This window comes from Paraburkholderia sediminicola (assembly GCF_046026855.1).
Classification (GTDB): Bacteria; Pseudomonadota; Gammaproteobacteria; order Burkholderiales; family Burkholderiaceae; genus Paraburkholderia; species Paraburkholderia sediminicola_A.
The window spans coordinates 54,553-81,493 of the sequence record NZ_JAQQET010000021.1 but is presented as its reverse complement, the minus strand read 5'-3'; the positions used below and the strand labels follow the sequence as shown (position 1 = coordinate 81,493).

The 26,941-nt window shown below is 60.4% G+C and carries 20 protein-coding genes; 15 read left to right on the top strand and 5 right to left on the bottom strand.

Annotated features, from left to right (window positions below; all coding sequences use genetic code 11):
* The first annotated feature begins 79 nt into the window (after positions 1-79).
* The 3 genes from PQR40_RS23020 to PQR40_RS23010 all read left to right on the top strand — a co-directional run bounded on the left by PQR40_RS23020 (position 80) and on the right by PQR40_RS23010 (position 4,513).
* Complete coding sequence (locus PQR40_RS23020; RefSeq protein ID WP_408509927.1) at positions 80-1,711, top strand: serine hydrolase domain-containing protein; 1,632 nt, start codon at positions 80-82, stop codon at positions 1,709-1,711.
* Between the two features lie 96 nt (positions 1,712-1,807).
* Positions 1,808-3,436, top strand: a complete 1,629-nt coding sequence (locus tag PQR40_RS23015) for a serine hydrolase domain-containing protein (protein WP_408509926.1) — start codon at positions 1,808-1,810, stop codon at positions 3,434-3,436.
* Positions 3,437-3,580: 144 nt separating this feature from the next.
* Positions 3,581-4,513, top strand: coding sequence for an alpha/beta hydrolase (locus tag PQR40_RS23010; protein ID WP_408509925.1), 933 nt, complete (start codon positions 3,581-3,583; stop codon positions 4,511-4,513).
* 138 nt (positions 4,514-4,651) lie between these two features.
* Here the strand turns inward: PQR40_RS23010 and dsdA are convergent, their stop codons facing one another.
* A complete protein-coding gene (gene dsdA, locus PQR40_RS23005) occupies positions 4,652-5,962 on the bottom strand; it encodes a D-serine ammonia-lyase (RefSeq protein WP_408509924.1) in 1,311 nt (436 codons plus the stop codon).
* 144 nt (positions 5,963-6,106) lie between these two features.
* Entirely contained in the window at positions 6,107-8,464 is a 2,358-nt protein-coding gene (locus PQR40_RS23000) for a TonB-dependent receptor (RefSeq protein ID WP_408335917.1), read from the bottom strand.
* A gap of 338 nt (positions 8,465-8,802) precedes the next feature.
* Here PQR40_RS23000 and PQR40_RS22995 point away from each other — a divergent pair, with 338 nt between their 5' ends.
* Positions 8,803-10,275, top strand: a complete 1,473-nt coding sequence (locus PQR40_RS22995) for a M81 family metallopeptidase (protein WP_408509923.1) — start codon at positions 8,803-8,805, stop codon at positions 10,273-10,275.
* A 155-nt stretch (positions 10,276-10,430) separates the two neighbouring features.
* Positions 10,431-11,528, top strand: a complete 1,098-nt coding sequence (locus PQR40_RS22990; protein WP_408509922.1) for a M14 family metallopeptidase — start codon at positions 10,431-10,433, stop codon at positions 11,526-11,528.
* A gap of 319 nt (positions 11,529-11,847) precedes the next feature.
* Here PQR40_RS22990 and PQR40_RS22985 read toward each other — a convergent pair whose 3' ends face one another.
* Positions 11,848-12,168: a DUF1330 domain-containing protein gene (locus PQR40_RS22985; protein ID WP_408509921.1), complete on the bottom strand. Its 321-nt coding sequence runs from the start codon at positions 12,166-12,168 to the stop codon at positions 11,848-11,850.
* A 263-nt stretch (positions 12,169-12,431) separates the two neighbouring features.
* A complete protein-coding gene (locus tag PQR40_RS22980) occupies positions 12,432-13,097 on the bottom strand; it encodes a glutathione S-transferase family protein (RefSeq protein WP_408509920.1) in 666 nt (221 codons plus the stop codon).
* Between the two features lie 269 nt (positions 13,098-13,366).
* On the opposite strand from PQR40_RS22980, the gene PQR40_RS22975 reads away from it, so the two are divergent.
* The 4 genes from PQR40_RS22975 (at position 13,367) to PQR40_RS22960 (ending at position 19,018) form a co-directional block, all read left to right on the top strand.
* The gene (locus tag PQR40_RS22975) at positions 13,367-14,680 is read left to right on the top strand and encodes an MFS transporter (RefSeq protein WP_408509919.1); all 1,314 of its coding nucleotides are present in this window, start codon (positions 13,367-13,369) and stop codon (positions 14,678-14,680) included.
* A gap of 536 nt (positions 14,681-15,216) precedes the next feature.
* Positions 15,217-15,663 (top strand): glycoside hydrolase N-terminal domain-containing protein, encoded by a 447-nt coding sequence (locus PQR40_RS22970; RefSeq protein WP_408509918.1) that lies wholly within the window; start codon positions 15,217-15,219, stop codon positions 15,661-15,663.
* The gene (locus PQR40_RS22965; RefSeq protein WP_408509917.1) at positions 15,660-17,789 is read left to right on the top strand and encodes an alpha-galactosidase; all 2,130 of its coding nucleotides are present in this window, start codon (positions 15,660-15,662) and stop codon (positions 17,787-17,789) included. The genes PQR40_RS22970 and PQR40_RS22965 overlap by 4 nt, the downstream gene beginning before the upstream one ends.
* 23 nt (positions 17,790-17,812) lie before the next feature.
* On the top strand, positions 17,813-19,018 hold the full coding sequence (locus PQR40_RS22960) for a hypothetical protein (protein ID WP_408509916.1): 1,206 nt from the start codon (positions 17,813-17,815) through the stop codon (positions 19,016-19,018).
* A gap of 220 nt (positions 19,019-19,238) precedes the next feature.
* On the opposite strand, the gene PQR40_RS22955 is transcribed toward PQR40_RS22960, so the two are convergent.
* Positions 19,239-19,697 carry a hypothetical protein gene (locus PQR40_RS22955; RefSeq protein ID WP_408509915.1) on the bottom strand — a complete coding sequence of 153 codons (459 nt, stop codon included), beginning with the start codon at positions 19,695-19,697 and terminating at the stop codon, positions 19,239-19,241.
* Between the two features lie 372 nt (positions 19,698-20,069).
* Here PQR40_RS22955 and PQR40_RS22950 point away from each other — a divergent pair, with 372 nt between their 5' ends.
* From PQR40_RS22950 to PQR40_RS22925, 6 genes are all read left to right on the top strand, one after another.
* On the top strand, positions 20,070-20,789 hold the full coding sequence (locus PQR40_RS22950) for a FadR/GntR family transcriptional regulator (protein ID WP_408223489.1): 720 nt from the start codon (positions 20,070-20,072) through the stop codon (positions 20,787-20,789).
* A 90-nt stretch (positions 20,790-20,879) separates the two neighbouring features.
* A complete protein-coding gene (locus PQR40_RS22945; protein WP_408223487.1) occupies positions 20,880-21,647 on the top strand; it encodes an SDR family oxidoreductase in 768 nt (255 codons plus the stop codon).
* 80 nt (positions 21,648-21,727) lie between these two features.
* Positions 21,728-23,020 carry an MFS transporter gene (locus PQR40_RS22940; protein ID WP_408509914.1) on the top strand — a complete coding sequence of 431 codons (1,293 nt, stop codon included), beginning with the start codon at positions 21,728-21,730 and terminating at the stop codon, positions 23,018-23,020.
* Between the two features lie 105 nt (positions 23,021-23,125).
* On the top strand, positions 23,126-24,454 hold the full coding sequence (locus PQR40_RS22935) for an MFS transporter (protein WP_408509913.1): 1,329 nt from the start codon (positions 23,126-23,128) through the stop codon (positions 24,452-24,454).
* Between the two features lie 58 nt (positions 24,455-24,512).
* Positions 24,513-25,553 (top strand): L-idonate 5-dehydrogenase, encoded by a 1,041-nt coding sequence (locus PQR40_RS22930; protein WP_408509912.1) that lies wholly within the window; start codon positions 24,513-24,515, stop codon positions 25,551-25,553.
* 55 nt (positions 25,554-25,608) lie between these two features.
* Positions 25,609-26,856, top strand: coding sequence for an enolase C-terminal domain-like protein (locus tag PQR40_RS22925; RefSeq protein ID WP_408509911.1), 1,248 nt, complete (start codon positions 25,609-25,611; stop codon positions 26,854-26,856).
* Positions 26,857-26,941 lie beyond the last annotated feature (85 nt).

Genomic DNA, 26,941 nt, shown 5'->3' with positions numbered 1-26,941 from the left:
ATTATTTTATGTTGGAAATTTCTCCAACGTACTACTAACTGTTGCGCCTCCTTGGCGCTATGTCTTGTGGAGAGGCGTCATGGTGGTTCAAGAGTTGAATGTGAATGTCAGTGCCCTTGACGAGATTTTTGCCCCCTTCAATCGCAGCGATGTGCCGGGCCTGGTGGTGGGCATTGCGCAGCACGGCAAGCTGTTGTACCGGCGCGGCTTCGGGCTCGCCAGTCTGGAGCACGCAGTGGCCAATACGCCGGGCACGCGCATGCGGATCGGCTCGATCAGCAAGCACTTCGCCGCTCTGCTGACTCTGCTGCTGGTCGAGGAGGGCAAACTCAGTCTCGACACACCGATCCGAAGCTACATTCCTGAACTCGCCGGCCCGGGCGGCGATCCCACGGTCCGGCAACTCCTGATGCATCGTGGCGGCTCCCGCTGCTATCTCGACATCGGATTCCTGTGCCGCGGATTGGCGATTGCACCGCTGGGTACCGCGCTGGCCACTCAGGTTCGCCAGACGGGTCGCAACTTTGCGCCAGGCGACATGATGATTTACAACAACGGCGGCTATCACCTGGTTTCGATTGCGATCGAAAGGGTGGGTGGTGCGTCGTTCGAAACCCAGCTAAAGGCGCGCCTGTTCCATCCTTTGGGGATGCTCGATACCGAGTCGATCCCAAGCGATTACAGCATCACGCCGGGCATTGCGACGATGCACACGCCGGCGCCGGGCGGTGGCTGGCGGCGTGGCCTGTTTCCCTCGGAGGAGAACCGCGGCGAGGGCGCCATCGTCTCGACGGTCGACGATATGCTGCGCTGGACCGAACATCTTCGGACACGAGACCGGTTCGGCTCGCCCGCGACCTGGACTGCGCTGACCGGGCTTGCCCCCTTTCCTGACGGAACCGCCGGAAGTTATGCACTGGGTTTGATGGTCCAGTCCTATCGGGGGGTGCGAATCGTGCATCACTCCGGCGGTGTGGTCGGCGGGTCGAGCCAGATGCTCACGGCACCCGACCACGGGCTCGACATCGTGATCATCGCCAATGGCGCATCGGCGTGTTATCCGGTGAAGCTGGCCGAGAAGGCACTCGATCTCATCCTCGCCGACCGTCTGGGTGAGCGCACGCCTACGATCGCGGTGGCTGACTACAAGGACCTGCTCGGCGACTGGTGGTCAACGGACACCGGCATGATCTACGGGCTGGTCGACGAGGAGGGGGTGCTGAAGCTGTCGCTGTGCGGCAGTCCGAAGGGGTTGCCGTTGGAGAAAGGACTTAACGGCCGGGCGGTTGCGCGGGGCGTCGGTGCGGGCATGGGCGATGTCGAAATCGGGCTGGACGAAGCCGCGCGCGGCGATGGGATGACGGTCAGATTCGGCGGGCAATCCGCAATTTATCGAAGGGTCGCGAGAGACATCGCGAGCGCTGAAGCCTTCGCCGAAGCGGTCGTTGGCCGGTACTACAGCGCCGATGCCGACTGCACAGCTGTGATCGCCCGGGACGGTGAACGCATCGTGCTTTGCTGCGGCGATGCTTACGGGCAAACCGAGAGCGATCTGGTTTGTCTGGGCGAGACGCTTGCATGCACTGCGCCCTCCCTGGCGGGATGGTCCTGTGCGTTGAGTTTTTCGAAGCAAGGCGGGCGAATGAGCGGATTCCAGATCAATTCAGGGCGAACGCGGAATCTCTCGTTCGAACGGAAACAGGCAGGCTGAGTCCCAGTCCGGGTTGGGCATTCGAGTGCATTGAATGTCCATTTTGGAAAAAATGACTATCGCGCCGCTATGGCGGCAAATCTGTGGAGAAGCGCTATGGTGGGTCCGGAGTTGAAGGTGGATGTCAGCAGTGCCCTTGACGGTCTTTTTGCCCCTTTCAATCGCAGTGATGCGCCAGGCCTGGTGGTGGGCATTGCGCAGCACGGCAAGCTGCTGTATCGGCGCGGCCTTGGGCTCGCCAGCCTGGAGCACGCGGTGGCCAACACGCCGGGCACGCGCATGCGGATCGCCTCGATCAGCAAGCACTTCACCGCTCTCTTGACCCTGCTGCTGGTCGAGGAAGGCAAACTCGATCTCGACGCGCCGATCCGAAGCGTCATTCCCGAACTCACCGGCCCGGGCGGCGACCCCACGCTCAGGCAACTCCTTCTGCACCGCGGCGGCTCGCGCTGCTTTGTGGACATCGGCATCCTAAGCCGTGGACTGGCGGTGCCGCCGGTAGGGACGGGTCTCGCCACGCAGGTTCGCCAGACGGGTCGTAACTTCGCGCCCGGCGACACGATGCTTTACAACAACGGTGGCTATCACCTGGTTTCGATTGCGATCGAGCGGGTGGGCGGTGCGTCGTTCGAAGCCCAGCTAAAGCAGCGGCTGTTCCATCCTTTGGGGATGCTCGATACCGAGGCGATCCCGAGCGATTACAGCATCACGCCGGGCATTGCGACGATGCATACGCCGGCGCCGGGCGGTGGCTGGCGGCGCGGCCTGTTTCCTTCGGAGGAGAATCGCGGCGAAGGCGCCATCGTCTCGACGGTCGACGACATGCTGCGCTGGACCGAACATCTTCGGACACGAGACCGGTTCGGCGCGGCCGCAACCTGGACTGCGCTGACCAGGCTCGTACCTTTTCCAGACGGAGCCGTCGGAAGTTATGCGATGGGCCTGGTGGTCGAGTCCTATCGGGGGGTGCGTGTCGTGCATCACTCCGGCGGCGTAATCGGCGCGTCGAGCCAGATGCTCACGGCGCCCGACCATGGGCTCGACATCGTGATCATGGCCAATGGCGCACCGGCGTGCAGCCCGGTGAAGCTGGCCGAGCAGGCACTTGATCTCATCCTCGCCGACCATCTGGGAGACCGCGCGCCAACGATCGCGGCGGCCGACTACAAGGACCTGCTCGGCGACTGGTGGTCAACGGACACCGGCATGATCTACGGGCTGGTCGATGAGGAGGGCGTGCTGAAGCTGTCGATGTGCGGGGCACCGCAAGGGGTGCCGTTGAGAAAAGCACCTGACGGACGGGTCATCTTGCCAGCCGTAGGCATGGGTGAGGTCGATCTCGGGCTGGACGATGCGGCCAGGAGCCGGGAATTGACGATCCGGTTCGGCGGACAATCCGCGGTCTATCGAAAGGTTGCGAGGGACACCGCCGACGCGGAAGCTTTCGTCGAAGCGGTCACGGGCCGGTACTACAGCGCCGACGCTGACTGCACAGCCGTTATCGCCCGGGACGGTGAACGCATCGTGCTTCGCTGCGGCGATGCGTATGGGCAAGCCGAGAGCGAGCTGATTTGTCTGGGCGAGACGCTTGCATGTCTCGCGCCCTCCGTGATGGGGTGGTGCGCCGCGTTCAGTTTTTCGAAGCAAGGCGGGCGAATGACAGGATTCCAGATCAACTTGCCGCGCACCAGGAATCTCTCGTTCGAGCGGAAACAGGGAGGCTGAGCTCGCGCCGGTATCGGCGAACGCCAGGAATACACACGAAATCATGAATGCCAGTGACGGGATCAGAGTCCGTCACTTTGTTTCGCAGCACGATGGAGTCTGCGTTGTGCAGACCCTAACCAATCATTGAGGTAGATGAAGCGTATGACGCAAGCTCAGCCTGTTTCGATCCCCAATACCCGGAAAATCGATTTTGTTTCCGGGGTTAATGGCCATCAATACTCGATCAGCGTGGCGTTGCCGTTGCTACCGGCGCCTGAACGCGGCTACCGGGTGCTCTATGTGCTCGACGCGCACGCCTATTTCGCGAGCGCCATGGAAGCTGTTCGCGCCAACGTGCATGATGTGGTTGTCGTGGGTATCGGCTATCCCAGCGATCCTGCTTTTATCAAAAAGGCCATTGAGCCGCTTGGGGCGTTGCCGGGATTGAATGAACTGACGTCGATGTCCTACGCCTTCGGGTTGAAGCGAATGTACGACCTCAGCTTGCCGGTCAGTGTCGAAGTCCTTGCTACGCAGCAGATACCGGGCTTCAACCTGACACCGGACCGGGTTGGCGGTCTCGACGACTTTCTTGCGACGATCGAAACGGAGGTCAAGCCACGCGTTGCGGAGCTGGTCTCCATCGACCGCTCGAACCAGGCGATCTTCGGGCATTCGCTGGGCGGTCTGGCTGTTCTCCACGCGTTATTCGTCGAACCGAGCGCTTTTCGAACCTTTATCGCGGCGAGTCCGTCGATCTGGTGGAGCGAGAAAGCGGTGCTGGCGAATGAGGAAAAATTTTCTGCTGCGGTGAGCGCCGGCACGGTCAGTCCACGGGTGCTCGTGACCATGGGTAGCGAGGAGGAGACGCCGACCCCGGTCCCGGCCGCGCTCGCTATGGCTCAGGCCGAGCTCGACGCTCGCGTTCGCAGCAACCGGATGGTCGAGAACGCGCGTGAGCTCACCGCAAGATTGCAAGCCTTGCGCGGATCGAACGGTTATCAGGTTGAGGATTACGCGGTCTTCCCCAAACAGGGACACGGGCTTGCACCGTGGCCGGCGCTCGGTCGCGCGATCGACTTCGCTTTTAATTGAGCGGAACAGGCAGTCGCCCAGCGGGGCGTCGGAGGACGGGAACTTGCGGCTGAACTGCATCCGTGTCATATCGAACGCGTCACTGGGCATCGTCTGAAGACTTGAAGAAGGAGGCCGACGCGAACGTGGCCCGACTTCTTAGCCGTGAATGGCGCCCGGCGCCTTCGCGCGAGCCTGGAAGCGCCGATGCTCCTCAGGTGGCACCAATGATCCGCCCGTCGTCCAGATCACGTGCGTCGCGGCGCTCAGGTCGAGATTGCGGGCACGCAAGTAGTCACGACCGGCGGCCGACTCGCTCAGCCACGCCGGACCGCCGAGGCCCGCCACGGCCGACGGTTCAAGCTCGATCTCCATGGTCCGTTTGACCACGTGCAACTGCGTGTAGAGCTCGTCGTCGCTGACGGTGAATACGCCGGCGAGCTGCGCGGCCATGAGCGGGCTGACAAGATACGACGCCTGCCCGACCGCGAGTCCATCGGCATCCGTGCGATTGTCGAGGCCGATGTCATACACGGACACGGGTTCATCGCAACCGGCCGCCAGTTGAACCAGCATGCACGGTGAAGCCACGGGCTCCGCGAAGAAGCAATGCACATGCGGGCCGAACAAGGCCGTCAGACCGTAGGTGATGCCGCCCGGCGCACCGCCGACGCCACACGGGATGTACACGAAGAGCGGATGCTCTGCGTCGACGATGCGGCCCGCCTCGGCAAGCTGCCTGGCCAGATGGCGGCCCGCGGCTGCGTAGCCGAGAAACAGCATCAACGAACCTTCGTCGTCGACGAAATGACAGCGAGGCATTTCCAGCGCCTGCGCGCGTCCGCCCGCAACGGCCTGGGCATAGTCGCCCTCGTGCTCGACGACCCGAACGCCACGCTGCCTCAGACGCTCCTTCTTCCACAGTTTCGCGTCGGTGGACATGTGCACGACGGCCTCGAACCCCAGCGCCGCCGCCATCACGCCGATACTCAAACCGAGATTGCCGGTGCTGCCGACCGTGACCGTGTGCTGCGCAAACAGCGCGCGTGCTGGCGGTGAGGCGAGGAGCCGACGATCACTGGTCGCATCCGCGAGGCCGTGTTCGATGGCGATCGACTCGGCCAGTGCCAGCACCTCGTGAAAACCGCCGCGAGCCTTGATGGAACCTGCCACGGGCAGCGCATCGTCGCGCTTGATGAACCACGCGCCCTGAGGCTTGCCCGGATCTGTCAGTGCGGCTTGCAGAGGGTCGGCGCGCACCAGCGGAGACTCCACCTTCCCCGCGGTCGCGCGGAGTTCGGGAAACAGCTGCGCCATCAACGGCTCGCAGCGCGCTAGCCGGTTCCCGGCTTCTGTGATCTGGTCCGCCGTGGGCGCGTTCGCCGGCAAAGGGCGACCGACGTTCGGGTTGAGCCACAGCAGCGGTTTCCGCGATCTTAGTTCGGATAACAAATCGTTGGATTCAAGCATGGACTATCTCAGTGACGCCGGCTCGAATGGGTAACTCGTGTGACTGGCGGCGGAGCGCACCACCGTTCGGTATGGTGGCGCGACCCGACGATGCGGGCCGCGCCACCGCGGAGACGCCGGCAATCTCCGCGCCCATGATCCGTTTTAGAACGGCACGTCAACCTGCATGCCGACTGTAAGAGGCTGGATAAAGATAACCGAGGCGGGGCCTCCGAGCGGAACGAAGGAGCTCCCCGCTGCTTGCATGCCGCGTCTGTTGAACAGGTTATGAACAAAGAACGAGACGTTTGCCTTGCGCAGATCGATACCGGCACGCAGGTCAGTCGTGAAATAGCCCGGCATGTTGAAGTTCGGCGCGGTCTTGCTTCCGGGGAAGTTCGAGTTGCGTGGCCCGATATAGGCCTCGGTCGCGCCCACGTAGGCGCGATACGAGGCGACGTTGAAGAGATAGTCGAGATTGAGCGTGGCCGAGAAATCCGGCGTATTTGGCAGGCGGTCGCCCGAGACTGCCCCAATGCCCGGCACATCCTGGGTGAGCCGGGAGTCGAGATAGGTGAGGCCCGCGCCCAGATGCCACTGCGGAGTCGGATTCAGCGTGCCGAAGAATTCCAGTCCCCTCGAACGGGCTTTACCGCCATTGGCTACCACACCGAGCGTGTTGATGATCGTATTGAGCTGGATGTTCTTCCATTCGATATCGAATGCCGAAACGGAGAGCGACGCGCGCTTATCCAGGAAATCGGCCTTGTAGCCCACTTCATAACTGGTCAGCGTGTCGGGGTTGAACGTTCCCGGCGACATTTGCCCAGTGACGGGATCGTGATAGCTCGGCTGCGGACCACCCGGGCGGTAGCCGCTTGCAATCCGCCCGTACAGGCTGCTGTTCTGCGTGACCAGATAGCCGAGCGTGAAGAGATACGTCTTGCTCGTGTCAGCTGACTGACCGGGCTGATTCCCCGAACCGGCAAGCGGGCCCGACGCGATGGCGCTGAATGTCTGATCGTTATGGGCAATCCGCAAACCGGCGGTTGCGGACAATCGGCTGGTGAAGTGATAGGTCAGATCGCCGTAGGCTGCATATTCCTTGTAGGTCGACGGAAATTGATTCGTGAGCAGATTGAGCGATGTCGTGGGCCCAGTGGCGGTGAGAGACTGATTCTGGCTGGTGCGTTCGCTTGTGTAAAAAAGCCCTGCGATCCACTCGAGCTTGCGATTGGCCGGGGACGTGAGGCGCAATTCCTGAGTGAACTTATCCGTTGAGATAGCCAGATTCGCGGCAGCCGTACGAAACAGTGGCGCACCGAACTGGGCGTTCAGGATGCCAGGATAGACAGACGAATCGTCGCTGGTCTGGCTGGAGCGTATGGTCTGATAGGCCGAAATAGCGTTCAGGCGTGCCCACCCGAAATCGTACTCAATGTTCGCGGAATAAAGCTCGATGATCTGGTCGAACGGTTCATCGACCAGCCGGTTCTGGGTAAGGTCGCCGTAGACCGGTTGCCGCGTGTAGAAGTTGTAGTCGACGGACGCCGTGCCATCGCGCTTGATCTGCTGCGTGGTCGCGGTCAGGCGCACTGTCAGTGCGTTGGTTGGCGTGACGGTCAGGGATGCCCGGCCGCCGCGGGTGCTGGCGCCGTCCACGCCTTTTTCCGGATCGCTGCCGACACGGTTCACGTAACCGCCGTCCTGCTGGTTGAATGCGCTGACTCGCAGGGCGGCGACATCCTGCTTGATGGGCACATTCACCACCGCGCTCTCGGTATGGTTGAGGCCGCCGTGGTCGGTGCCCGAGAACATGATGCCTGCATGACCGGTGATGCCGCCTTCGGTGTCCGGCTCGTTTGTCACATATTTCAGCAGCCCGCCCATTGCGCCCGCACCGTACAGCGTGCCTTGCGGACCTCGCAGCAACTCGATGTGGTTGAGGTCGAGCAGCCCCATGTCCAGTGAAAGTTGTGAGCCGGACCCATAGATCGTGCTGGAGCCAAACGGCACTTCGTCGACGTAGACACCGACTGTAGGCGAGATGTCCGTGCCGGTCGTGATCCCGCGCATGGTGATCTGGGCATTGCCCGCGCCCACCGAGGATAGGGATACGCCCGGCTCCTTCGTCAGGTAATCGCGCATTGACGCGTCGCCCTTGCGCTGAAGTTCTTGCGCACTCAGCGCATTCACTTGCATCGGCACTTCACGCGCCGGCTCCCGGCGCCGGTTCGCCGTAATTTCGACCGTGTTCAGGGTCGTGACGTCGCCAGTCGCAGCGGCCTTGGCGGGCGCTTTAGGTGTGGCCGGCGCCGTTGCTTTCGTGGCGCTCGCTGCGACGGGTGCGGAAGCCGGCGTGGGATTGGCGGGAACCGTTTGCGCATGTGCACACAGTACCGTCAGTCCGACAGCGGGCCCGACGAGCATCGACGCATAGCGCCCGCCCATGGGCCGCACGACAGCGCGACCGTTGTTACGTTTTTTCTGCGGGGGCCTGTTCTGCTTGGTTTTTGTACCCACGATGGGTCTCCTCCTTGAATTCCATGGTCTCGATTCAACTGGCTGGAGTGACCCGGCCGGATTTATGCAGCTCCTTGTACTGGGCCACGTGCACAAGGTAGCAAAAATTATCCTAAAAAGAAAAAGATTTTCAAAAATGGGTATTTGAGCCGTCCTGGACAACCTGGGAAAACGCATCATCCCGGCCGCGATCGGTGAGTTTGGCCGCACGCCACGGGCTCTTGATGTGGTTTGAGGTAGGGGAATTTTCCTAAATGGAAATATTTTTATCGTTCTGTACAATGGGCAGCACTGGCAGGGCACCCCCCGGCCTGATGACAATCATCGAAAGAGACAAAATGAAATTCTTCATGGCCGGGCTCGACACCGAAACCAATACTTTTTCGCCTATCCCCACCGGGCGGCAAAGCTTCGAGCAGTTATTGCTCGCCTATGGCGACGCCACGCAGCGTCAACTGAACTGCTGCTCTGCCCAGCTTGCAACCTGGAAGGAGATGGCCTATGCGCGCGGCTGGACGGCGGTCGAAAGTCTCTGCGCGGTGGCGGAACCGGGCGGCATTACCAGCCGCGCCGTGTATGAAGAGTTTCGGGAAAGGATCGTTGCCGATCTGAAGGCGGCCGGCACAGTCGACTTCGTTATCCTCGCGCTGCACGGTGCAATGGTGGCCGATGGCTATGACGACGTTGAAGGAGATCTGCTCAGCCATATCCGGCATGTTGTCGGGCCCGACCTGCCGATCGGAGTGGAACTGGATCTGCACGCTCACCTCACCCCGCTTATGCTCGACAAGGCGACGGCAATCGTGACGTACAAGGAGTATCCGCACGTCGATATCGAAATTTGTGCGGCTCAACTCTTCGAACTCATTGCCGACACGGTAGCCGGTAAAGTCAGGCCCCAAATGGCGATGTTCGATTGCCGGATGCTAGGCATCTTCAGGACGCAGGATCAGCCTCTGCGCGAGTTCGTCGAAAGAATGACAGCGATGGAAGGCGCCGATGGCATTCTCTCCGTGTCTTTCGTGCATGGCTTCCCATGGGGAGATGTCGCGGGCGTCGGCGCCAAGATGCTTGTGATCGCCGACGGTGACCAACGGAAGGCCGCTACCGTGGCCGCGGCACTGGGCGAGGAAGTCTGGAGCAAACGCGCAGCCCTGACGCCGGTTTTCAAATCGATAGACGAAGCGTTGGATCTCGCATGCGCCGCCGCCGAGGGGCCGATTGTTCTTGCCGATGTGTCCGATAACGCAGGCGGCGGTGCACCAGGCGATTCGACTTTTATTCTGCAGAGAATCCTGGAGCGGGGCATCGACAATGTCATTAGCGCCCTGTACTGGGATCCGGTTGCCGTCCGTTTCTGCCAGGAGGCCGGCGAAGGCGCGAGACTGAAACTTCGCATTGGGGGAAAAGTCGGTGCCGCTTCGGGCCAGCCGCTGGATCTGGACGTTACCGTGCGCCGGATCGCGTCCGGCATCACGCAGAGATTCGGCCTCGTCCCCATCAGTATCGGCGACGCAGCATGGGTCAGCACCGGTAACGTCAATCTGATTCTGAACACGCATCGAACGCAGGTCTTCCACCCTGAATTCATCGTCGCATTGGGACTCGATCCGAGTCAGTTCAAAATCATTGTCGTGAAGTCCCTCAATCACTTCCACGCGGCCTTTGCCCCGCTCGCCAAAGACATTATTCACGTCGATGCGCCAGGCGCGCTCGAAAGAGACTTTGCCACCCGGCTTTATGCAAAGGCGGGCAGATCATTGTGGCCTGCTACAGACGATCCATTTGCGGACACGCAGATGGGTCACTGATGGACCCGGGGGTGATGCGGCATAGCTGGTTCGAGTCTTTCTCGCGTCCGGCTTACGGGCGGGCGGAACGAGCGAGAACGACCCGGCAATATCCTCCAGCGAGCAAAGGAATTACTTCATCGCTCAACTTTCACACAAAAATTAGAGGCCTGGAAATGGCGGTACAGAATTATTTTTCAGCCACATACGTCGAAGCGCGAGAAAAATTTATCAAGGCGGCTCAAGCCTTGGGCATGACCGTTGGGCGCGTATTTCACCCGCACAAGATCGGGCCCGATGGAGCGGCGCTTTCGATCGACTCAGCCCTGTTCTCGCCCGAGAACGCCAGGTCACTGCTCGTCTTAACGTCTGGAACGCACGGCGTGGAGGGATTTTGTGGATCGGGATGTCAGGTCGGCTTGCTGAACGACACCGATTTTCTGGACGAACTACGGGATAAGGCGGTCGCGCTGCTCCTGATTCACGCTGTCAATCCTTATGGGTTTGCGCATCTGCGCAGAGTGAACGAAGACAATGTCGACCTGAATCGCAACTGCACTGATTTCAACGCTGCTGTCGGTGCCAACCCGGATTACAGGGAACTCGACGCATTGCTCCTGCCCGAGACGTGGCCGCCAACGGATGCCGATAACGACGCGCTTGCCAGCTACATCCGGCAGCATGGCGAGCACAAGTTGCGCGAGACCGCGACGAAGGGGCAATACGAGGTGCCTGACGGCATGTTCTACGGCGGAAGTTCGCGATGCTGGAGCACATGCGAGGTCAATGCGATTCTTGGCGCGCACCTGCCCAACTACGATCGGTTGGCGTGGGTGGACATCCATACCGGTCTCGGCGCCCATGGTCACGGCGAGAAAATCTTCATGAGAGACGACATGCCTGAACTGCGGCGAGCGCGTAACTGGTGGGGCGCCGATGTCAAACAGATCGTCGACCCGCGGTCAGTTTCGGCCGTTATCGATGGGCCGTTGGTGAATACCGTCTACGACGGATTCCCGACAGTCGAAAAGACCACGCTGGGCCTCGAATTTGGAACCTATGAGACGTCGCGGGTCTTGCATGCGTTACGCGCGGACCATTGGCTGCATCGGCATCCGGACGGTTCTGCTGAACAGTCGGAGCAGATCGGACGGGACCTGAAAGACGTCTTCTATTGCGATAACGACGCATGGAAAGGCATGGTGTTCGCACAGGCGCGCGTCGTTGCACTGCAGGCGATTTTTGGTCTTTCTGGGAAGGGCGATCGAGCATAAGCCCTGGCTGACTGGCTTCTGGGTGTGGTGGCGTGAACGGCGCAAGGCCTGGGTGCGCCGCGAATGCTTCGGCGATTCCTTTTTTCAGTCCGGCGTCGCTGCTTCATCTGCAACACGCCTTCTGCTCGCGCAGCCTTGGTGTGTTATATGCACCGCTTGAGTCCGTAAGGTACCGCGGCTGCGGGTACGGCAAAGTGGGCGGGCCGGAATTCGGCCGAAGCGGACGTTCGCTGTGGGGCAATTGTCGTCCGCAACGCGTGTGGCCGCTTTTGCGTTAACCTGGCGTCGATAGGTGACCACGGCTGCAAGCACACCGTGTTCAGGCCAGTATGTCAGTCGCTTTGTGGTGCTCGTCTACGCCGTCAATCAGGATCACCGACCCGCTTGCATGCTGCAGGCGTAACGGCAGGATTCGTTGATACGCGTCCGATCCGTACCAGGCACGCGCGGCGGCGAGATCGGGAAACGCAACCATAATCAGATCGCCGTGCCACTCGCCTTCGCACACGTCGGGCCGAGCGCCGTGCACGACGAAACGGCCACCAAACGGCTCAAGTGTGTCGTCGATGCGCTCGAGGTATTCGACGACATCGGCGCACAGATCGACATTGTTCAGGTGGGCAACAGCGTATGCAGTCATGGTAGCGCTCCGTAGCATAGGTGTGTTCGGATCGACAGCTTCGATGCTACCTATGTTCGCCGCGGGCGCAACGCACGTCGATTACCTGTGAGGTAAAAGAACCTGCAGCACTGCACTCGAAGCACCTTCGTCACTAGCCGACGTTCAACTTCGCAAGGATCGAAGTGCGGTGGAAATGCGTGTCCACGGCGCAATAAACGCGAAGTATCCGCGCAGGCCGTGGCGAAGCTCAATGACGGCGTTGAGCCCTGAGCGGACCTTAATCAGCCGGTGGGTGGCTTGCCAGTGAAAACCGCCAATTGCGCCTCGAAAGCACGCTTGTAGGCGGGCCGCGCTTCGCCGCGGGCGACATAGGCGGCGAGGTTCGGATATTCGTCCAGCAGACCCGATGCTTTCAACCTGAGTAGCACCGCCACCATCATCAGGTCGCCCGCGCTGAACGCACCGTCGAGCCAGTCGGCGTTGCCAAGGCGATAGGAAAGCTCGCCCAGCCGGTCACGAATGCGATCCTCGACGATAGGCAGGCGCTGCTCGTACCAGCTCTTGTCGCCCTCCAGGAACCTGGTGGTTTGGAGATCGAGGATCGGCGGCTCAACCGTGTTGAGTGCGGCAAACATCCATGTGATCGCGCGTGCCCGGGCATTCGCATCCTCAGGTAGCAGGACTGCATGGTGCTCTGCGATGTGGAACACGATCGCCCCCGACTCGAACAGGGCAAGAGCGCCTTCTTCATAGGTCGGAATCTGCCCAAAAGGATGAAGCGCTCGATGCGCGGGCTCCTTCATTGCACCGAACGAAACAAGACGAACCTCGTAAGGTTGGCCCACTTCTTCAAGCGCCCAGCGAACACGCATGTCACGCGCCAGTCCTTTGCCGCGATCGGGCGACCGTTCAAAGACGGTGATAACGGGAGTCAGTGGAAGGGCCATGGTGATTTCTCCTTTGCTGGATGTCTCGTTGAGTGCAGGATACGCAATCCCGTCGCTCACCTACTAGACGTTGGAGATAGGGCTAAATCGACATTCCTGAACTACTTTTTTTCAAAGATTGGGCAAATCTGTGTCCCGAACGAAATCATCCAGGCAAAAGATCGACCGTTCATCATCCCACTAGTGAAACACCGGCGTCTGGCCATGTTCACCTAAGCTACGGGAAAAATGTTGAGGTAGCATCATCGAACTCAACAGGGGAGAAAGCGGTGTCTCGGGGAATCAAATCGCGCCTGAACGCAATCGCCCCCGCTCTTGCCAGTCTGCTTTTCAGCGATCTTCTGACGGTCCTGGCAGGCATGGTTGGCTATATCACGCTCCCTTGGTGGATCGTTCATCAGGGCGGCGCGCATGACCTTGCGATCTACAGCGTAAGCATTGCCATCACCACGATTTTTGCAATGCCGCTGCTTTCGCCACTTGGTGATCGATACGCAAAGAGACCGCAGATTGCATGGGGTGTCTGCGCCTTGATGACCGTCGCTTTTACCCTCGCTACGCTCGCCTCGCTGTCCGACTACCGACTTACGCTCATCATCTGCCTAGGCGTGGTCACCGTTATAGCGAAAGCTTTCATCGATCCGGCCAGCGCCACCATTTCGGCTGAACTTGTTCCGGCGAATCGTTTGGCCGAAGCGCTTCGTCTTCGTAAATCGACGCAAGCGGCTGGCCGTGCCTTAGGTCCAGCATTAGCTGGCGCGACACTGGCCCTGGGCGGTATCGCTGCAACATTCTGGATGAACGGCATTCTGCTTGGCGTCGCTGCCTACGTGACGTGGCAGCTTCCATCCCAGTCTCAGCATCGCGAACGCCATCGCGGTTTAGCCCGCTGGTGGGAGGACCTGCGCGCCGGACTGCATGCTAAATGGATCGTCCCGTTGGAACGCGGCTGGACACTTGTCAACTTCCTCGTCTGGATATTCCAGGGCCCTGCCGTCGGCATGCTGATCCCGCTCAAAGTTCAATCACTCGGACTGTCGGGCCTCTGGCTAGGTGGTTGCGAAGCGGCCCTATCAATCGGTTTGCTACTCGGCAGCTTTCGTGGTTCTGACGCACTAGTCAGCCGGTTCGGCCGGTTCAATGTCCGCGTAGGGGCCGCTATGTGTGAAGGGTTAGCACTTGCTGCTTCGGGCTGGGCTTATTCACCCATCGTTCTCGTATTGGCGCTTGCATGTGTGGGTTTCGCCAATGCATCGATGGGACTGGTTGGTGCGACTCATCGTTCATTGGCTATCCCGCAGAATTTCCGCGTGCGCATTCTCGCTGCCAGCATGATGACCACGCAGATTGCGGGCATGCTTGGACCGATGATCGCAGGCGTGGCGCTCACGCATTGGGCGGTGGGCAAAGTCTATACATGCTTCGGTCTCGCCACCTGTCTGCTCGCTTTCGGTTTCGTCCTGATACCGCGATCGCGCGAATTCTTTGCACTCAATCACGATCAGGTGAAAGACTGGTTTCGTCACGAATATCCCGATGCATTCAAGGCACCCACAGCGCCCGAATCGGGACAAATTACGTAGATCGCAACGCGACAGGAAATTTTGGGACGCCGCGCGTATCAGCCAATCACAATACTCATAGATTGAACGCGCTCTGGCCGAACGGCAGTCCAGGAGGGGCTTGTACGCGCATATCAATGCGCGGGCTACGCGCACGGCAACCGGCTATACCGATAACGCAGTCTCATTTCTGACGGATCGGGGCTAACAGCCGTCCAAACGTAGGCCGGCGCAGCAGCAGTTCATTCGCTTAAGAGAACCAGGGATGTGTGTTGGGGACTGGCAGGGACTGGGCTGCGTAGGAACGTATCGCACCCACTGAAACGACCGCTTTCTCCGCACGCGGTCTCGTATTTCATAAAAATACGGGTTCCTAAATGTCGCAAATGCCGATCCATATACACGCCCCCAGCAATATCAATTCGCCCGCATCTTCATCCCACCATTTGAAACACGGTACCAGGGGAAAAACCTAATGTCTGACCAATCCTTACGCGTGCATATTTGAACTAAATATTCATTAGTGGATTCAGCATAAATTTCCAGCAGGAGACACGATGAAAATTTCCATCAGTCAAAAGCGTCGCAAGCTGCTGAAGTCAGGCAGTGCTACTGTCATCCTCCCGGTTGCAGTACGTGCCGGCGCTGCAACTCTTTACTCGCCCGGCACCACCGGTAATCCCTTTTCAGTTCCCTCTAATGCTTGCGATTCAGCCAACGCTTCGACGCGGGCGGATGCCGCGCGCGTTTCCGCCGATCAGGCACTGCTGTTTCGATACGACTCGTCTGCCGTCGAGTCCAGCATCCGGTTTCAAGGCCTGCCGGTCGGGAACGGGCGACTTGGCGCGATGGCCGGCGGCGCGGGCAAACGGAAGGCACTCTATCTGAACGAAATCACGTTGTGGTCGGGCAGCAAGAACGGTGTCGATCTGGCCTGCACGACGGCAGGGATGGGCATCTACCCGGAAGTCCCAGTTTCATTTCTCAGCAAAGGAAAATCATGAAGATCCTGGGTCGCACACAGGTGTATCTGTTCTTCGCGAGCATCATGATGGCTTTCGTTTTGTCCGGCTGCGGAGGCGACCAGCAAGGTTCCTCCAACGCCGCGAGCGTCGCGCAGGTCGCGGCCAACTCCGCAAACGTTTCCGCACAAGACGCGTCATCGCAAACTCAGGCCCGAGGGTCGATTGCGCTACCGCCTATGGGTTGGGCCTCGTGGAATGCGTACGGCTGCAACATCACCGAGGATCTGGTGAAAACGGCCGCGGACGTTATCTCCGACGGCCTGAAGAAAGATGGTCCGTTAATGAAAGCGGGCTACAGCTATATCAACGTCGACGACTGCTGGTTCGCACCATCTCGCGATGCGCAAGGCAACCTCGTCGCCGACCCCGTGAAGTTTCCCAGCGGCATCAAAGCGCTGGCCGACTACGTTCACGCCAGAGGTCTGAAGTTCGGCATGTATGAAGTGCCCGCAGCCGAAACCTGTGCTCAGCGTAACAATCTGTACCCTGGACACACCAACCCGATGGGCAGTCTTGGGCATGAAGTTCAGGATGCCAATACATTCGCGGCATGGGGCGTCGACTACGTGAAGTACGACTGGTGCTCGCCGGATGGCACCGTCGACGATCAGGTGGCCGGGTTCCAGAAGATGCGCGATGCGCTGAATAGTGCGGGTGCCGGCGTGAATCGGCAGATCGTCTACAGCATCAATCCGAACAGTTTTCACACCGACAAGACAGGCAGATCGTATGACTGGGGGCAAGTCGCGGACCTGTGGAGAACGACCGAGGACATCACCTATGACACCGGCACGCCGGGTCATCAAAGCACGCCTGATTTTTCCAGAATCGTGAACCAGAATTTCTACGGCAATCTGTTTCCGGAAGCCCAACATACGGGTGTCTATAACGATGCGGACATGATGCTTGCCGGGTTCGGTCTGACCGCCGCGCAGGATCAGACGCACATGAGCCTGTGGGCCATTTCCGGTGCGCCGCTTATCCTGGGTCTCGATCTCACCACGCCGGTCAGTCCGGCAACGATGGCGACGCTGACCAATCCGGAGGTGCTCGCCGTCGATCAGGACCCGCGTGGCCTTCAGGCGATCCGGGTAGCGGTGCCGCAGAGCGGTCTGGGCGTGTGGGCCAAGCTGCTCGCCGGTCAAGGTCGCCGTGCGGTAGTGCTGCTCAACACGACCGGGTCTGCCGCGTCGATCACGGTGAACTGGAAGGATCTCGGGCTGGACCCCGCGGCTTCGGCCAGCGTGCGGGATATCTGGGCGCACAAGGATCTTGGTTCGCACTCGTCCGGGTACACGGTGTCCGCTGTTCCGGCTGGCGGCTCCGTCATGCTGACCATCGCCGGCGTGGACGATGCATCGAAAATCCACCCGGCCAGACCGGTCGGACATGGAGACGGCGTAGCACGCTATACGGTGAATGCAAACACGGGCGGGTACATTGACGTGACGTACCGGAACGAAGGAACGTCTTCGCTGAAGGTGCCGTTGACTCTCAACGGCAGCGTACTCACGACGATCCAGTTGCCCGTTACAACCGGACAGGCCCGGGGCACCGTCACGCTGTACATGCCGTTCGTGCCGGGAAGCAACACGCTGAATTTCGCTCTTCCGGACAAGGGGCACCGCGCACCGTCGATCGACAAGGTGACGCTGATCGCCGCTCCGCAACCCGCATTGCCGCCCGTCGCCTATGAAGCGGAAAGTTCCACCAACATCATTCAGGATGCGGCAGTCCAGGCATGCAACATATGCAGTGGCCACTCAAAGGTCGGCAATTTTGTGAACTCGGATTCGAGCCTCCAGTTCAACGGAATCGTGGCGCCTGCCGATGGCGAGTATGCGGTCCCCGTGGTGTATATCAGCGCAGACGACGGTGGCGGTTCGCCTCGTGCAATGAGCGTGAGCGTCAACAATGGCCCACCGGTTCCCGTGCAGTTTCCTGGTGAAGGCACCTGGGATTTTCCGATCCTGTCGAGTGTTCAGGTTACGGTCCCGCTGAAAGCCGGTGTGGCCAACACCGTCAAGTTCTCTGTGATTTCCGGCAACTACGGTCCCGACATCGATGGCGTGGGCCAGCCAGTCAGCCAGCCGGTCAAACAGTGAACCGGCGATCCTTGGAGACAGGCATGAAGAACTTCCTGATGCGGATTGCGCTGCCGCTCGTCTTGGCTGCGAGTGCGGTGCAGGTGTGCGTTGCCGCCGACACGACGGCCCAACCGAATGCCGTAGCGGCGGAGTCGTGGAACAAAGGAGCGCGCTTCCGGCACGACGAAGTGGCGGTCCTGTTCGTGATGGGGCAGAGCAACAGTGCTGGTCTTAACGGCCTGCCCGCGGATCTGACGTTGTCGGGAGCTTCGGGTGCCGGCGCGGGCACCGGCGGGATGCCGGCACCCAATGTATGGGGCATCCGCAACGACGGCTGGGGCAACATCGCTGGTAACGCCGACGGGTCGGGTGCGCCATTTACCCAACCGATATCCGCGATCGATCACGTGTCGTGGGTAAACTGGTCGGACAGCACGTCGTCCGACATGAATCTCGGCTACTACGGCGGCAGTGGAAATGCCGCCGATTTCGCCGCGTATGCGTGGCAGTCGGCGATCAATGCAGGCGAGCCGCTGCCCGATCTGTACATCGTTCATATCGGCTGGGGCAGCCAGGGCGTGGACGTCGCAGACGATGCGTTCAGCGGCTGCTGCGGCTGGACGGTGCATGGCGTTAATCTCTGGCAACCCATGCTCGATGCAAGCAAGACGCCGACGTATGCGCTTGCGCCGTTCGCGCGCCGCATGATGTATCTGGGACTGAAGCAGATTCTGGCGACCGGCAAGAAGCCACGTATCCTCGGCCTGGAATGGAACCAGTGGGAGGCAGAAGCCGCACCGCTGAATTCGGCCGGCAACGCAACGACGATTCATCGCGCGCCGCAGAATTACGCTTACCTCTTCAGCAGTTTCTTTGCGGCGGTGGGTTCGACCTTCCCGGTGCTGATCGTGAAGCCGTTGTCGACTGCTTACGACAACGTCACCAACGCGGTCGCGCCTTATAATCCCGCCGCGCTTGCGTCGATGCAGAAAGTGTTCGGCGGCTTAGTCGACGCGAATCCTCGTATCTTCAGTTTCACCGATGCGTCCCAGTCGCCGGATTGGAATGGACAGCCGCCCGGCTTCGGTATTTTCCAGGGCGGCACGTTAGGCGGTGGAGACGGCAGCGTGCACTACAACCTGGACACGCAGAAATGGTTCGGCGAGCAGGCGCTTGCATCATGCCTCGGAAACGCCCGATTCTGTGGCCCGCGCATTACGGATCTTCCGAGGCGCCTGCCGAATTAACGAACGGATCACTCTGCATCACTCGGCGCTGCGGCGCCGAGCCAGGACGACAGACTGACTAGCGGTTGGGGATAGTAAGCGCGTTTCCGAATTCGAAAAGGCTGGCCCTGACCGCCGTCGAGTTGCGAATGTCCGGAAAGCGCAGTGCAGCCGTCGGACAAAGCCGATCTTCGAATGACGGCAATGGCCGGTTTTTAGACGCCCGATAAGTTCACTGGTTTCAGATGCCGACCGAATACGCAATTGAGAGCAGGACCATCATTGACCGCGGGTCCGCGCGTACAGATATTGTCCCCCAGGTGAAGGCAAACGTATCCACACCTTGCGAGGTGGCAACGGGCGTCGTCTGAGCTTCAGACAGAATCAGTTTGGATAACGTCTTTTTTTCACGAATGAGGTCCTCATCTGTCGCCGACCAGTCCTGTTTGCGAATGCTTCCATCTTTCCAAAGGCAGTCGATCGCTACGAACTTCCCTTCGTGAAAGCGGGCCGATACCGCAAACGAGTGTCGCCAGATCATCATCGTGTCGGTGCTGAAGGTTTCCCAACCGTTGCGGGTGTCCAGTGTCGTCCAACCTGCTGTGATCAAATCCGACACGGTCGTGCGGCCGGGCGCGAGCACAATCCCTGTGCTAACACTCAGTTCTCCGGTCGAAAAATCGAAGACACTCGACATCATTGACTGTCTCTCGCGCACGTCGTCATGTTGCTATCTGATAGGAAATTCTCACATACGTCCGAGTATAAGACCCGAGCATAAGAGGAGTACGGGCGGGACCGTCGCTATATAGAAACATGCCGCGTCGAGCGTGAGGTTGCCTGCGCCGCGACCTGCGCGGCGCGGAAGATCTGGGCGACAGACCGCGGCAGTCTTCGTGCTTGAGAGTGGTTTTGACGTCAATAACGGAAAGTCCGGAAGGCGGACTGATGCTCGGCCGCCCGGCTGTGGCCAGCCCACCCCGAAGGCCCGTACTCAGGGTCAACCCGAATTGTCACCAGACCTCCTCACGCCTATCTTTCTACATCATACGTATGACATAGAGAGCAAATCGTGGCGACTTTGCACAGGCAGGTCCTGAATCAGATGGGCGAGCAGATCTGTTCAGGCAAATTCATGCCAGGCGACATTCTTCCCGCCGAGCCGGTTCTGGCCGAGCAGATGCAGGTGAGCCGCATCACCATCCGCGAGACGATGAAGTCTCTCTCCGCGAAGGGCATGCTGCAGGTGCGCCGCCGCTACGGCACGGTGGTGCTGCCGCGCGCGCAATGGCAGTTGTTCGACCCGGACGTGATCATGTGGCGTGCGCGTGCGGGCGCCGTCGAGCCTGGCCTCATCGAAGATCTGATGGAGTTGCGCATGATCATCGAGCCGAACGCAGCCAGGCTTGCCGCGAAACGCGCAACTGACGAAGACCGCAGTGCGGTCCGGCGGGCTTTCAAGGCAATGGAGCGCGCGGTCGCCGGCCACGGCGAGTACGTTCCCGCCGATCTCGCTTTTCACGGCGCCATCCTTGTCGCCTGCCACAACCAGTTCGTTCAGCAGATGCAGAACGCGTTGTCGGCGATCCTGCGCACCAGTTTCGAACTCAGCTCCGAAATCGCCGGAGGACCGGCCCGTTCGCTGCCGATGCACGAGGCACTGTGCGTCGCGATCGAGAAGGGCGATCCCGAGGCGGCGGAAGCGGCGGTGCTCACGCTCATCAGGCGCGCCGAGCAGGACTTTGAGGATCGCGCGGTGCTGAACCGAACCGCTAACGACCAACCGGTGTAGCGACCCCCGTAACCCATTTCATCGCGACCGTCATCACGATCGCGAGGGGCGCACTCGCGCCTCGTTTCTGAACATCGAGAGGAAAAACCCATGACACAGTTATTCGATCTGAGCGGCCGCACGGCACTCGTTACCGGCTCGGCGCGCGGCATCGGTTTCGCGCTTGCGGAGGGACTGGCTGCAGCCGGTGCGAACGTCATCCTGAACGGTACGCGCGCCGACACGGTCGCCGAAGCGGCCGCGCGTCTGAGCGATAAGGGTTTCAATGCGCAAGGCCGCGCCTTCGACGTCACCGACGAAGGCGCCGTAGCCGAAGCATTCACGCAGTGGGACAAGGACGGCGTGCAGGTCGATATCGTGATCAACAACGCCGGCATCCAGTTTCGCAAACCGCTCGTCGAACTCGAACTGAGCGACTGGCAGCGCGTGATCGACACCAATCTGACAAGCGCTTTCATCGTCGCGAAGCAGGCTGCACGACGCATGATCGCGCGTGGCACGGGCGGCAAGATCATCAACATCGGCTCGCTCACGAGCGAAGCCGGGCGCGCGACAGTCGGCGCGTATACGGCGGCGAAGGGCGGCATCAAGATGCTGACCCGCGCCATGAGCGCCGAGTGGGCGGCCTCGAACATTCAGGCGAACGCGATCGGGCCGGGCTACATCCTGACCGACATGAACAAGCCGCTGATCGAGAATGCTGCTTTCGACGCATGGGTGAAGAGCAGCAATCCGTCGCAACGCTGGGGCAAGCCGGAAGAACTCGTCGGTACGGCGGTGTATCTGGCTTCGCCGGCGTCGAGCTATGTGAACGGCCAGATCATCTACGTCGACGGCGGTTGGCTGGCCGTTCTTTAAATGCAGATCCACGCGAGTAGAGCAGAACAAACAGCCGCTCGCATCAGATAGTTCGCGCGCCACACCGGTCCGGAGACATCATGGAAAGCGTCAAACCCGTAGCAACTCAACGATGGTGGTATCTGATGCCCATCATCTTCATCACGTATAGCCTGGCCTATCTCGACCGCGCGAACTACGGCTTCGCCGCCGCAGCCGGAATCGATAGGGACCTCGGCATCTCGCACGGTACGTCGTCGCTGATCGGCTCGCTGTTCTTTCTGGGTTACTGCCTGTTTCAGGTGCCCGGTGCGATCTACGCGCAACGCAATAGCGTCAAGAAGTTGATCTTCTTCAGCCTGATTCTGTGGGGACTGTGCGCGGGGGCGACCGGCATGGTCAGCAACATTCCTATGCTGATGGTGCTGCGCTTCGTGCTCGGCGTGGTGGAGGCCGCGGTGATGCCGTCGATGCTGATGTACATCAGCCGATGGTTCACGCGCAGCGAACGCTCGCGGGCCAACACCTTCCTGATTCTCGGCAATCCGGTGACGGTGCTGTGGATGTCGGTGGTGTCCGGCTATCTGGTTCGCAGCTTCGGCTGGCGCGAGATGTTCATCCTCGAAGGCATGCCGGCAATCGCATGGGCGGTGGTCTGGTGGTTCACGGTGAAGGACCGTCCGGCCGACGCACCCTGGATGAGCGACGCAGAAAAGACCGAACTCGAAGCACGCCTGACGGCCGAGCAAGCCCATATCGCGCCGGTGCGTAATTACAAGGCGGCGTTCCGTTCGTCGATCGTGATCAAGTTCTGCGCGATTCACGCACTGTGGAGCATTGGCGTGTACGGCTTCATCATGTGGCTGCCGTCGATCCTCAAAGCCGCCTCGACGATCGATATCGTCTCGGTCGGCTGGCTCGCGGCTGTGCCGTATCTCGCCGCGATCATTCTGATGCTGCTCGCGTCGTGGCTGTCGGACAAGACGCGCAACCGCAAGCTGTTCGTGTGGCCGCTGTTGCTCGTCGGGACGATTGCGTTCGTCGCTTCCTATCTGGTCGGCGGCTCGCACTTCTGGATCTCGTTCGCTTTGCTGGTCATTGCAGGCGCCACGATGTATGCGCCGTATGGCCCGTTCTTCGCACTGGTGCCGGAGCTGATTCCGGGCAACGTGCTGGGCGGTGCGATCGGCCTTATCAACGCATGCGGCGCGCTGGGCGCATTCCTCGGATCGTGGGTGGTGGGCTATCTGAACGGCGCGACCGGCAGCCCGGCGGCTTCGTACATCTTCATGGCGGTCGGTTTGCTGCTCTCGGTCATCCTGATGATCACCGTGCCCGCGAATGCTGACGAGCACGCGAAACGTGACGCTTCATTGTCGTTGCATCGTACGTAACGCAATGAATCGCACGTACCAGTCCTGCGTTCCCGGCGCTTCAATCCGGGCAGGGCTGCGAGCTGCCTGCCGGTACGGCAGGCTACCCAATCAAAGGGACTGCTGATGAAATTCCAGGGCACACCCACCTTGAGCACCGGGCCGGCGCGATCTACCGTCGCGACCAAAGCCACGAAAAAACGTTTCGTCGTCGGTTTCCTGCTGTTCCTCGGCATCGCCGTCAACTACATGGACCGCAGCAATCTTTCGCTGGCGGCTCCGCTGCTCGGACGCGACCTGAATCTGAGTCCTGTGCAGCTCGGGCTGATTTTCTCGGCGTTCGGCTGGTCGTACGCGATTCTGCAGATTCCAGGCGGCATGCTCGTCGATCGCGTGAAACCGCGCATCCTGTATGCAATCCTGCTGTGCGGATGGTCGGTGGCAACCTGCCTGCAGGCGGCCGTGAACGGCTTCTCGGCGCTGTTCGGTTTGCGCGTGCTGCTCGGCACGTTCGAAGCGCCTTCGTATCCGATCAATAACCGCGTCGTCACCACGTGGTTTCCCGAGCGCGAGCGCGCTACTGCGATTGCGTTTTACACCTCTGGGCAGTTTGTCGGCATCGCGTTTTTCATGCCGCTGCTCGTCTATATTCAGGCGACGTTCGGCTGGCGCGGCATGCTGTTCTTCACGGGCGCCGCAGGTGTCGTGTACAGCATGGTGTGGTTTATTTTTTATCGCGACCCGAAGGACAGCAAGGCCGACGAGGCCGAACTCGATTACATCCGGGACGGTGGCGGTCTGGTCGATGCAGGCGAGCAGGGCGGGGCCCGAAAAGGCGGCTGGGCCGATTTCAGACATGTGCTGAAGAATCGCAATATCTGGGGCGTGTTCATCGGCCAGTTTTGCCTGTCATCGATCCTGTGGTTCTTCCTCACCTGGTTCCCGACCTACCTCGTCAAGTATCGCGGGATGACGACCATCAAGATGGGATTCATGGCGTCGGTGCCGTTCCTCGCGGCCTATGTCGGTATTCTGTGTTCAGGTTTCCTATCGGATTTTCTGCTTAGACGCGGGTTCTCGGTCGGCTTTGCGCGCAAGGTGCCGGTCATTTCCGGGCTGGTGCTCGCAACATCGATCGTTGGAGCCAACTATGTTCAGAACCAGACTGCCATCATTCTGTTCATGTCACTGGCCTTTTTCGGTAACGGCATGGCGTCGATCACGTGGGCGTTTGTCTCGGCGCTCGCGCCGAAGAGCCTGATTGGCCTTACCGGCGGAATGTTCAATTTCATGGGCAATCTCTCGGCCGTCGCGGTGCCGATCGTGATCGGCATGCTGGTCAAGGACGGACATTTCGAGTCGGCGCTGGTATTCATCGGGTCCCTGGCGCTCATCGGTGCGCTGTCTTATGCATTTATCGTCGGCAAGGTCGAACGTATCGTGTTGCCCGAATGATTCGCGTGACGTGGCGTGATCTTCGGGATCAACGAAACTATTGAAACAGGAGTCGTTTATGGAAGCGCGCGCCTGCGTTTTGCACGCAGAAAAGGATTTGCGGATCGAGGCCGTCGAGGTGGCGGACATCGGGGAGAACCAGGTGCTGGTTCGCATCGGCGCCGGCGGAATTTGCGGGTCCGACCTGCACTATTACCTGCATGGCGGCTTCGGCGTCGTACGCGTGAAGCAACCGATCGTGCTCGGTCATGAAGTCGCGGGAACGGTCGAGGCGATTGGTGCCAAGGTCACTCGCGTCAAGCCAGGCGATCGCATTGCGCTGAATCCGAGCCGCCCGTGCGGACATTGCAAGTTCTGTCTCGCCGGAGAACAGCAGCATTGTGCGGACATGTGGTTCTACGGCAGCGCGATGCGAGTCCCGCACAGTCAAGGCGCGTTTCGCGAGCTGATTGCCGCCGAGGAATATCAATGCGAGCCGGTCGGGACCGCGGTTTCGCTCGGCGAGGCGGCCTGTGCGGAACCTTTGGCCGTCGCGCTGCATGCGGTCAGCCAGGCCGGCTCCGTGACCGGCAGGCGCGTGCTGGTGACAGGTTCTGGCCCGATCGGCGCGCTGGTCGTGGCGGCCGCCCGCCATGCCGGCGCGCTCGAAGTGGTCGCCACCGACATCCACGACGCGCCGTTGAAGAAAGCCACGGAAATGGGCGCGACCCGCACGCTCAACGTCTCGATTGAGCCGGGTCTGAAAGCGGATGAATTCACCGCGGAGAAGGGCTATTTCGATATCGCGATCGAATGTACCGGTGCGGCGGCAGTGCTGAAGGACGTGATCCCGGCATTGCGTCCGCGCGGCACCATCGTGCAGGTCGGCGTTACCGGCGACGTGCCGATTCCGATCAATGCGCTGGTCGGCAAGGAAATCCGTTTGCAGGGCGCGTTTCGCTTTCACGGTGAATATGCGCTGGCCGCGCGGCTCATCAAGGAAGGCCGCATCGACGTGAAGCCGATCATCACCGCCACGCTGCCGATCGAGCGCGCGATCGAAGCATTCGATCTCGCGGCCGATCGCAGCGCACAGATGAAGGTGCAGATCACATTCTGACGAAGAACCTGGCAACGCGCGTCCGATTCATTGATTCGATTTTGGCAGATAGAACATGGCAACTCTGATTACCGATGTAAAGGTCATCCTGACCGCGCCGGAAGGCATCAACCTGATCGTCGTGAAGATCGAGACCAGCCAGCCCGGCCTGGTGGGCCTCGGATGCGCGACGTTCGCCTACCGGCATGTGGTGGTGAAGTGCCTCATCGAGGAATATCTGCGGCCGTTGCTGGTCGGCCGCGATGCCGAGGCGATCGAAGAACTGTGGCAACTGATGCATCAGAACGCGTACTGGCGCAACGGCGCGATCGAGAACAACGCGATCTCCGGTGTCGATATGGCGCTGTGGGACATCAAGGGCAAGATGGCGAACATGCCGCTCTATCAACTGTTCGGCGGCAAGTGCCGCGAAGGCGTGCCGATTTATCGCCATGCGGATGGCCGCGATCTGAGCGAGTTGTGCGAGAACATCCAGAAGTATCGCGAGCAGGGCATTACGCATATTCGTTGCCAAAGCGGCGGCTATGGCGGAGGCGACTTCGGCAAGGCGCCCGCGAGCGCGCCTGAAGGCGCCGCGGACGGCGTGTATCTCGACAGCAGGAAATACATGCGGGAGACGCTCAAGCTGTTCGATGGCATTCGCAGCAAAGTCGGTTTTGACGTCGAGTTGTGCCATGACGTGCACGAACGCCTGAAGCCGGTGGAAGCGATCCGCTTCGCGTGCGAGCTTGAACAGTACGAACTGTTCTTTCTCGAAGATGCGATCGCGCTCGAGGAAGGCGAATGGATGCGCCAATTACGTGCCAAAACGACCACGCCGTTGGCGCAGGGCGAGCTTTTCAATAACCCGTACGAATGGCGGTTTCTGATTACCGAGCGTCTGATCGATTTCATCCGCGTGCATCTCAGCCAGATCGGTGGCATTACGGCAGGACGCAAGCTGCAGATATTTGCCGAGCAATTCGGGGTGAGGACCGCATGGCACGGTCCGGGCGACATGTCGCCGTTGGCGCATGCGGCGAACATCCATATCGATCTCGCCGCACGCAATTTCGGCGTGCAGGAATGGTCGGGGACCGAGCCGCCTAACTTCGTGATCCAGGAACTCAAAGGGCCGCGAGAGGCGTTGCTGGATGTTTTCCCAGGCTTGCCCGCGTTCAGGAATGGGCACGTTTATGCCAATGAAAAACCGGGGCTGGGCGTCGATATCGACGAAACCGAGGCCGCGAAATATCCGTGCGAAAACACCGTGACGACGTGGACACAAACGCGCCTGAAGGACGGCGCGCTGCAGACTCCCTGAACGGGTCAGTGTCGCCGGCTTGCGGTCAGTGTGGTTGAAATCGATCGTGCCGGCGGCGCAGTTCTTCGTAGCCAACCCTCCCCGC